We start from the raw sequence: 8532 nt of genomic DNA, 5'->3' as shown, positions 1-8532 counted from the left end.
GCAAGGCGGGCAATTCCACGATCTCGACCTTGGCGAGCATGTCCCCCTCCAGCCCGATGCCGGCGCGGGCGCGATAGGCGCCGGGCGGGATGCCATGCGCCTCGCGGAAGGCGCGGGTGAAGGCGGGGATGGAGGCGTAGCCGGCCTCTTGCGCGATGCGGGCCATGGGCGCGTCGCTCTTGAGCAGGGCGGCGGCGGCGCGGGAAAGGCGCAGCCGGGCCAGCGTCTCCATCGGTGTCTCGCCCGCCAGCGCGCGGTAGGCGCGGTGGAAATGATAGGGCGAGAAGGCGGCGACGGAGGCCAGCTCGTCCAGGCTCGGCGGCTGGTCCAGCCGCTCGGCCAGGTGGGACATGGCGCGGGCGATGCGCCGGGCGTGGTCGGTGAGGGTGAGGGTCTTGATGGGCATGGCGGGCTTCTACGCCATGCCCGGTTGACCGGGGTTGCGAAGTTCAGTGCCCGGCGAGGATGGCGTCGCTGATCTTCTCCGCGCTCATCAGCGTCGGGAAATTGGTGTTCGCGCAGGGCACCACCGGGAAGATGGAGGCATCCACCACCCGCAGCCCCTCGATGCCCTTCACCCGCCCTTCCGTGTCCACCACGCTCATCGGGTCTTCCTCCCGCCCCATCCGGCAGGAGCAGGAGGCATGCCAGATGCCGATGGTGGCCTTGCGGATGAAGGCCTCCAGCGCCGTGTCGTCGGTCATCACCTCCTGGAACTGGAAGCCCTCCACCACGAAGCGCTCGATGAAGGCGCGCCGCAAAAAGGCCGGGCCGTCGAGGAAGCGAGAGATGACGTTCGTCAGGAAGCGGTTCTTCGCGTTGATCACGCCGATCTTGCGCACGCGGTCGGAATAGGCGGCGGGGAAGGGGTTGTCCGTCACCTGCGCCAGCGACGGCGCCATCATCATCCCCGCGCACATGCGGAAGCCGTGCATCAGCCGGTCGAGGTCCCGCCGGTCCGATAGAAGGTTGAACTCCACCACCGGCTCCGCCTGCCAGTCGGCGGAAGCCAGGCGCACCTGGCCCGTCTCGGAATAGGTCTTGTTCACCCAGATGAGGAAGCTGCCCACCTGCTCGCCCACCGCGTGCCAGGCGGATTTGTTCACCACGGCCACGAACATGTCGCCGGCCGGGATGCCCTCCAGCCCTGAGGAATAGCGCAGCCCCGCCAGGATGTGCCGGCGCGTCACATGGTTCTCCACCCGCGCCGCGCGCTTCACGAAGGAGGAGAGGGCGATGGAGGGGTGGTCCATCAGCCCCTGGCCCACGCCGGGCAGGTTGTGCAGCACCTCGATGCCGAGGTCGCGCAGATGCCCGGCCGGGCCGATGCCCGCGCGCAGCAGATGCGCCGGCGAATGGATGGCGCCGGAGGAGAGGATCACCTCCTTGGCCCGGAACTCCTGTTCCTGCCCGCGCACCAGGGCCACCACGCCCACGCAGCGCGTGCCCTCGAAGAGCAGGCGCTTCACCACCGTCTCGCAGGAGAGGGTCAGGTTGGGGCGCCGGCGCGTCTCGGCGTCCAGGTAGCCCATGGCCGCGCTGGCGCGGGCCTCGTTCTCGTTGGAGATGGTGATGGGGAAGTAGCCGTCCCGCCATTCGCCGTTCTGGTCGGGGATGTAGTCGAAGCCCGCTTCCTTGAAGGCCTGGGTGACGGCGCGGGCGTGCGGGTTCCAGTTCTCCGGCATGATGCGGCGGACGGGGATGCGCCCCTCCTTGCCGTGCAGGGGCCCGTCGAAGTCGAGGTCGCGCTCCACCTTCTTGAAATAGGGCAGGCAGTCCTGCCAGCCCCAGCCCTCCGCGCCGCGCGCCGCCCATTCGTCATAGTCGGTGGGGGCGCCGCGATTGGCCATCTGGCCGTTGATGGAGGAACCGCCGCCCAGCACCCGCGCCTGCTCGTATTTGCGCAGCGGCGGGCGGTCCTCCGGGTTGTTGTGGCTGACGACCTGGGTGTGGACCTTCAGCTCGGTCCAGTGGAAGCGCGGGTCGAAATAGGCGGTGCCGGGATAGCTGTCGCGGATTTCGGGCGCCTCCTGGCCGGGCGGCGCGTCGGGCCCGGCCTCGCAGACCAGGACGCGGTGATGGCCGCGCGCCGAAAGCCGGTGCGCCAGGACGGAGCCGGCCGAGCCGCCGCCCACGATGATGGTGTCGAAATCCACGCGCTGTCCTCCCCAGGATGCGCGTGCAGTCTGCCCCCCATGCGAGGGGATGCGAAGTCCTCTACCAGGTCACGGGCGCGGAGAAGCGGGCGCCGGCGGCCGGCGTGTCGAGGAAGCGCCGCTCGCGCCGGTTGACCATGCCCTCGGCCGCCATGCCATTGCCGGGGATGGCGGGGTTGATGATGGTGGGGCGGATGCCCGCCACCTCCTCGGCCATGGGCGCGCGGGGGGCGTCGAGGCTGAGGTTGGGCCGCGGCGCCAGCTCCACCCGGGGCGCGGGGCGCGGGGCATTGCCGAAATCCGGCGTGGCGGCGAGGCCGCCGGAGCGGAAGGCGCGGTCGCGCGGGTCATTGGCGCGGGCGCGGGGCTGGCTCGGCGCCTCGGAGAGCGTCTCCATCCGCGTATCAATGCGGGACTGCGCGGCCAGCGGCGCGGGGGCCATCAGCCACAGCCCTGGCAGCAGCAGCGCCGCGGCTAGAGCCCGGCCATGCCGCGCCGGTCTTCCGGCGGGTTCCCCGCGACCCCCGTCCCGCCCTCCCGCCAGGCCTTCAGCGCCCAATGCACGGAGGGGAAGGCGATGTCGTCCCATGGGATATCCCCCCATTCGAAGAAGCGGGTCTCGAGGCTTTCGGGGCCCGGCTGATGTCCTGGCTCGGCAAGGCCGGCCCGGAAGATCACCTGAACTTGTCCGATTCTGGCGATAGAGTAAACGGCCAATATTCCTTCCAACGCGAGCTTAACCCGAGCCTCCTCCCAGGCTTCACGTCTGGCCCCTTCCTCGACCGTTTCGCCCAACTCCATGTAGCCGGCGGGCAGGGTCCAGAAGCCGCGGCGGGGGTTGATGGCGCGGCGGCAGAGCAGGACGCGCCCGCCCTCGCTGACCACGGAGCCGACCACGATCTTGGGGTTCTCATAGGCCACGAAGCCGCAATCGCCGCAGATCAGGCGCTCACGGTCCTCGCCCTCGGGGATGCGGCGCTGGAAGCGTTCGGTTGTCATGGAGGGAATGTCGCATGGCCGCGCGCGGCCGCAAGCGGCAATGAGGGGCTGCACGCGGGCGATGCCGGCCAGAGCTTCGCCGCCGTGGCGCAGGCCACCGCCGCCGCGCCGGTCCAGACCGATGGCGCCGGGCGCATCCGCACTGACCGGGAGAAGGCGGCCGGCGCCGCGCAGGGGCCGGCGCGGGAGATGACCGGCATCTTCGAGGCGGTTTCGAAGGTGAGCGGCTGCCTCACCCCCACGCGGGATGCGTCGCCGGCCATGGCCGCGGGCGGAATCCAGCGTGTTCGGGCACCAGGCCGCGAGGCGTCCCGCCTTAAACCCACGGTTAAGGGATGTATTGCTTTCCTGGCCACCTGACCGAGGAAGCAAAGGCATGTTCATCCGTTCCAAGCCGCCCCTGGCCGACCGCCTGCAGGGGGCGGCTCTCGCTGCCTTGCGCGGCAATGTCATGATCGCGGATCGCGATCTCAACATCGTTTATGTGAACCCTTCCGTCGTCCGGCTGCTGAGCGCGTCGGAAGCCGACCTGCGGCGCGAATTGCCGCGCTTCAGCGTGGCCGGGCTCATCGGCAGCAATTTCGATGTCTTCCACCGCCAACCCGACCACCAGCGCCACACGCTGGCCGCGCTGGACAAGCCGCACGCCGCCACCATCCGCATCGGCGCCCAAGTCTTCGACCTGGTGGTGACACCGCTGGACGAGGACGGCCAGCGCATCGGCTTCGTGGTGGAATGGGAGGACGCGACGCACCGCCTGAAGAACCTGGACTATGCGGCGGAGATCGCGGCCATCGGCCGGACCAACGCCGTCATCAGCTTCACCCCGCAGGCCGAGGTGCTGACGGCCAACAAGGCCTTCCTGGACGTGATGGGCTACCGGCTGGAGGAGATCCAGGGCCGTCCGCACAGCCTCTTCATGCCGCCGGAGGATGTGGGCCTGCCCGAATACCGGGCGATGTGGTAAGGGCTGCGCGCGGGCCGGCCCCATGTCGGCCGGATGCGGCGTGTGGGCCGGGGCGGGCGCAGCGTCTGGATCCAGGCCTCCTACAACCCCATCATCGACGAGAATGGCCGGGTGGTGCGGGTCGTGAAGTTCGCGACCGATGTGACGGCGCAGGTGCAGCTCCTCACCCAGCTCACCGACATGATGCGGGAGGTGGACGCCACCGCGGCGGAAACGCGCGGCGCGGTGGAGGCGGCGGGCGGCGTGACGGCGGAAATCCGCGAGGCCTCGGCCTCCGGCGGCGCCGTGGCGCGCGCCATGCAGGAGGTTGGCCACGGCATGGACCGCGCGCGGCAGGGCACGGAGGCGGCCTTCGCCCAGGCGCTTTCCGTGAGCGGCAACACGGACGCCATGGCGCGCGCGGCCCAGGCCATGGGCGGCATCGTGGCGCTGATCCGCAGCGTGGCGAGCCAGATCAACCTCCTCGCGCTGAACGCGACGATCGAGGCGGCGCGGGCGGGCGACGCCGGCAAGGGCTTCGCCGTGGTGGCGGGCGAGGTGAAGAACCTGGCCGTCCAGGCCGCGCGCGCGACGGAGCAGATCAACGCGGAGATCGACAGCCTGCAGAACCTGTCCAGCGGCGTGGCGCAGGCGGTGCTGGGCATCCGGGACGCGGTGGGCGGCGTGCGCGAGGAGGTGGCGCAGGTCACGACCGCCGTGCAGGCGCAGACCGAGGAGACGGAGGCGATCAGCGGCCAGCTCGAAGCCGCGGCCGGCGCGGTGGAGGGCCCGGCGCGCACCATGACGAGCGTTTCCGGCTCGGTCGAGAAGGTCAGCGCCTCACTGTCGCGCACCCAGGCGGCGTCGGACGCGATGTCGCGCTAGAGCGGGATGCGTTTCGGTGAAATCATCGAAAACGCTCTAGCCGCGCAGGAAGGGCTCCAGCGCGGCCAGCACCTCCTCCGGCGCCTCCTCGGCCAGGTAGTGCCCGCTGTTCACGGCGTGACCGGAGACGGGGCCGGTGGCGTAGTCGCGCCACACCGCCAGCGCGTCATACCATTGCCCGATCTTGCCCTTGGCGCCCCACAGCGCCAGCAGCGGGCAGGCGATGCGGTGGCCGGCGGCGCGGCTTTCGCGGTCATGCACCAGGTCGAGCGTGGCGGCCGCGCGGTAATCCTCGCAGATGGAGGTGACGGTGCCGGGCAGGCGTAGCGCCGCCAGGTAGTCGGCGCGGGCATCCGGGTGGAAGAAGCCGCGGTCCTTGGGTTCGCGGTTGGTGTGGATGTCGAACCAGAGTTCCACATCCTGTTCGATCAGCCGCTCGGGCTGGGGGTGCGGCTGGGCCAGCCAGAACCAGTGATAATAGCCCATGGCGAAGGCCATGTCCGCGTGCTCGAAATGGTGCAGGGTGGGCACCACGTCCATCAGGCACATCCGTTCCACGCGCGCGGCGTGGTCCAGCGCCAGGCGATGCGCCACCCGCGCGCCGCGGTCATGCGCCACCACCTGGAAGCGGTCATGGCCCAGCTGTTCCATCAACGCGGCCATGTCGGCCGCCATGGCGCGCTTGGCATGCGCCGCGTGCTCCGCGCTGACGCCCGGCTTGCCGGAAAAGCCATAGCCGCGCAGGTCGGGCGCCACCACGGTGAAGCGTTTCGCCAGCACGGGTGCCACGCGGTGCCACATGGCATGGGTCTGCGGGTTGCCGTGCAGCAGCAGCAAAGGCGGGCCCTCGCCGCCGCGCCGCAGCCGGAGGGACTGGCCCGCGACATCGCGGGTTTCGAGGGTGAAGCCATCGAAGAACATGCAAGCATGCAAGCACCCGTGGCCCCCGTTGACCATGGGGGCATCCCGCCGCAGCCTGACCGCGAAACCGACCTGCACAGGGAGACACGCCATGGCCGAAGACGACGCGCTGTTCGAGAAGGGCCTGCCCATCCGCCGCGAGGTGCTGGGCGCCGATTATGTGGACGCCAGCCTGGAGAAGGCGGACGACTTCATGATGGCCTTCCAGCGCATCACCACCTCCTGGGCCTGGGGCATGGCCTGGGGCGACCCGACGCTGGACCGCAAGACGCGCAGCATCATCAACCTCGCCATGCTGACCGCGCTCGGCAAGATTCCCGAGGTGAAGCTGCACGTGAAGGGCGCGCTCAACAACGGCGTCAGCGTGGACGAGATCCGCGCCACCCTCAGCCACGCCGCGGCCTATTGCGGCATTCCGGCGGCGCTCGACGCCTTCAAGGCGGCGCATGAGGTGCTGGTGGCCGAGGGCGCCATCAAGGCGAAGAAGTAATCATGGCGCGCATCGCCTTTGCCGGCATCGGCAATATGGGTTGGCCCATGGCGGCCAACCTGATCAAGGCCGGGCATGACGTGGTGGTCAGCGACCTCTCGGCGGAGCGCGTCGCGCGCTTCGTCTCGGAGGTGGGCGGCAGCGGCGCGGCTTCGGCGGCCGAGGCGGCTTCCGGCGCCGATGCCCTCGTCACCATCCTGCCCACCAGCCGCGAGGTGGCAGTGGTGGCGGGGCAGGTGGCCGATTTCCTGCCCAATGGCGCCCTGTTCATCGACATGACCTCGGGCAACCCGACCCGCACGCGCGAGATCGCGGAAAGCCTCGCCCCGCGCGGCATCCGCATGGTGGATTGCCCGGTGTCCGGCGGCGTGCCGCGCGCCAAGACGGGTGAGCTGGCCATCATGGCCGGCGGCAGCGACACGGACCTCGACGCCGCCGAGCCCATCCTGCGCGCCATGGGCACCTCCATCCATCGCTGCGGGCCCATCGGCGCGGGGCAGGCGATGAAGGCGCTGAACAACCTGGTGAGTGCCGGCGGCTTCCTCATCGGCATCGAGGCGCTGCTGATCGGCCAGAAGTTCGGGCTGGAACCGGGGCTGATGGTGGATGTGCTGAACGCGTCCACCGGCATGAACAACTCCACCCAGAAGAAGTTTCGGCAGTTCGTGCTGTCGCGCCGCTTCGACAGCGGCTTCGGGCTGGACCTGATGGTGAAGGACCTCTCCATCGCGCTGGAGGTGGGCAAGGAGGCCGGCGTGCCCACGCCGCTCTCGGCCCTGACGCGCGAGATGTGGGCGGCGGCGGCCAAGAGCCTCGGCGCCGGCGAGGACCACACGGCGGTGGCGAAGCTCAGCGAGAACCTGGCCGGGCAGGTGCTGACGGGCGGGAACAGTTGACGCCACCCCTCGCCTGAAGCCGGATTTCCACCGCAACGGCGCTGTCCCGCCCCCGCGGGCGGGACGCGCCCGCGGTCCATGCGTCGTCACGCTTGCAAACGCCATCCGTCTGCACCTACCGTCATCGTGCAATGGCTGTATTGGCCAGCCAAAGAAGAAATGACGGTCAGCATTGGCTGACGGAGGAGGACACAAGAATGACCGCACGCATCGCGCGCCGCGGCGCGCTGCTCGGCGCCGCCGCGTTGCTGCCGCTGCCCGCCATCGGCCAGGCGCGCTGGCCGAGCCGCCCCATCCGCATCATCACCCCCTGGCCGCCGGGCGGCTCGCTCGACGCGCTGCAACGGACGATGTTCGACATCGTGAGCCGCGACCTCGGCGTCTCCGTCGTGTCCGAGAACATGCCCGGCGCGCGCGGCACCCGCGCGGCCATGTTCCTGAAGCAGCAGGCGCAGCCCGATGGCTACACGCTGGCGCACCACCACCTGTCCATCCTGCGCCACCCCTTCCTGACCCGGCAGCCCACCTGGGACCCGGTGACGGACTTCACCTACATCATGCAGCTTTCGGGCTTCCTGTTCGGCACGGTGGTGCGGAATGACAGCCCCTATCGGACCCTGGCGGACGTCTTCGCGGCGGCGCGGGCGCGGCCCGGACGCGTGTCCTATTCGACCTCCGGCGTCGCCACCACCAACCACCTGGCGATGGAGGAGCTTTGCGCGCGGGAGCGTGTGGAGATGCTGCACGTCCCCTTCCGCGGCGCGCAGGAGGGTGTCACCGCCCTGCTCGGACGGCAGATCGACATGATCGCGGACGCGCAGGCCTGGCGCCCGCAGGTCGAGACGGGTGATTTCCGCCTGCTCAGCGTCTGGACGCGCACGCGGCTGCCCTCCTTCCCCGACGCGCCCACCCTGAACGAGCTGGGCTACGGCATGTCGGTCACCTCGCCCTATGGCTTCGTGGGGCCCAGGGGGTTGCCGCCCGAGATGGTGGACACGCTGCACCGCTCCTTCCGCAAGGTCATGCAGGATGAGGCCGCCCAGGCGGTGATGCGCCGCTGGGAGATGCCGGACGAATATCTCGGCCCGGCCGAATACCTCTCCTTCGCGCAGGAACGCACCGCCTATGAGCGCGAGACGGTGGCGCGGCTCAACCTCTCGATCGACTGATCGCGCCGCTGAAGCGGGGGCCTCACCGCTCATGGCTCCCCGGTGAGGCCGAAGGCCTCACCATTCGTAA

Annotated in this window: 11 protein-coding genes; 6 read left to right on the top strand and 5 right to left on the bottom strand. The window is 70.1% G+C overall.

The window, feature by feature from the left end:
- The 4 genes from JTN19_RS08925 to JTN19_RS08910 form a co-directional block, all read right to left on the bottom strand.
- A partial coding sequence (locus JTN19_RS08925; RefSeq protein WP_206931570.1) for a helix-turn-helix domain-containing protein occupies nucleotides 1–406 on the bottom strand: 406 nt, incomplete at its 3' end.
- 43 nt (nucleotides 407–449) lie between these two features.
- Nucleotides 450–2156, bottom strand: coding sequence for a GMC family oxidoreductase N-terminal domain-containing protein (locus JTN19_RS20520; protein WP_206931569.1), 1707 nt, complete (start codon nucleotides 2154–2156; stop codon nucleotides 450–452).
- Nucleotides 2157–2217: 61 nt separating this feature from the next.
- Nucleotides 2218–2598, bottom strand: coding sequence for a hypothetical protein (locus tag JTN19_RS08915; RefSeq protein WP_206931568.1), 381 nt, complete (start codon nucleotides 2596–2598; stop codon nucleotides 2218–2220).
- Between the two features lie 32 nt (nucleotides 2599–2630).
- Nucleotides 2631–3155, bottom strand: a complete 525-nt coding sequence (locus JTN19_RS08910; protein WP_206931567.1) for an NUDIX hydrolase — start codon at nucleotides 3153–3155, stop codon at nucleotides 2631–2633.
- 84 nt (nucleotides 3156–3239) lie between these two features.
- Between JTN19_RS08910 and JTN19_RS08905 the strand changes: the two genes are divergently transcribed.
- Genes JTN19_RS08905 through JTN19_RS20140 form a run of 3 tightly spaced genes read left to right on the top strand, consistent with a single transcriptional unit; the run spans nucleotide 3240 to nucleotide 4986 of the window.
- The gene (locus JTN19_RS08905) at nucleotides 3240–3515 is read left to right on the top strand and encodes a hypothetical protein (RefSeq protein ID WP_206931566.1); all 276 of its coding nucleotides are present in this window, start codon (nucleotides 3240–3242) and stop codon (nucleotides 3513–3515) included.
- Nucleotides 3516–3531: 16 nt separating this feature from the next.
- Nucleotides 3532–4122 carry a PAS domain-containing protein gene (locus tag JTN19_RS20145; protein ID WP_242531000.1) on the top strand — a complete coding sequence of 197 codons (591 nt, stop codon included), beginning with the start codon at nucleotides 3532–3534 and terminating at the stop codon, nucleotides 4120–4122.
- Between the two features lie 33 nt (nucleotides 4123–4155).
- On the top strand, nucleotides 4156–4986 hold the full coding sequence (locus tag JTN19_RS20140) for a methyl-accepting chemotaxis protein (protein ID WP_242530999.1): 831 nt from the start codon (nucleotides 4156–4158) through the stop codon (nucleotides 4984–4986).
- A 36-nt stretch (nucleotides 4987–5022) separates the two neighbouring features.
- Here the strand turns inward: JTN19_RS20140 and JTN19_RS08895 are convergent, their stop codons facing one another.
- Nucleotides 5023–5907 (bottom strand): alpha/beta fold hydrolase, encoded by an 885-nt coding sequence (locus tag JTN19_RS08895; RefSeq protein WP_206931565.1) that lies wholly within the window; start codon nucleotides 5905–5907, stop codon nucleotides 5023–5025.
- 91 nt (nucleotides 5908–5998) lie between these two features.
- Here JTN19_RS08895 and JTN19_RS08890 point away from each other — a divergent pair, with 91 nt between their 5' ends.
- The 3 genes from JTN19_RS08890 (at nucleotide 5999) to JTN19_RS08880 (ending at nucleotide 8462) form a co-directional block, all read left to right on the top strand.
- Nucleotides 5999–6397 (top strand): carboxymuconolactone decarboxylase family protein, encoded by a 399-nt coding sequence (locus tag JTN19_RS08890; protein WP_206931564.1) that lies wholly within the window; start codon nucleotides 5999–6001, stop codon nucleotides 6395–6397.
- A gap of 2 nt (nucleotides 6398–6399) precedes the next feature.
- The gene (locus JTN19_RS08885; RefSeq protein ID WP_206931563.1) at nucleotides 6400–7293 is read left to right on the top strand and encodes an NAD(P)-dependent oxidoreductase; all 894 of its coding nucleotides are present in this window, start codon (nucleotides 6400–6402) and stop codon (nucleotides 7291–7293) included.
- A 197-nt stretch (nucleotides 7294–7490) separates the two neighbouring features.
- Nucleotides 7491–8462, top strand: a complete 972-nt coding sequence (locus JTN19_RS08880; protein WP_206931562.1) for a tripartite tricarboxylate transporter substrate binding protein — start codon at nucleotides 7491–7493, stop codon at nucleotides 8460–8462.
- The last annotated feature ends 70 nt before the right edge of the window (nucleotides 8463–8532 follow it).

The sequence above is a fragment of the Roseococcus thiosulfatophilus genome, assembly GCF_017311575.1.
Lineage (GTDB): Bacteria > Pseudomonadota > Alphaproteobacteria > Acetobacterales > Acetobacteraceae > Roseococcus > Roseococcus thiosulfatophilus.
This window is presented reverse-complemented; position numbering and strand designations above follow the sequence as displayed.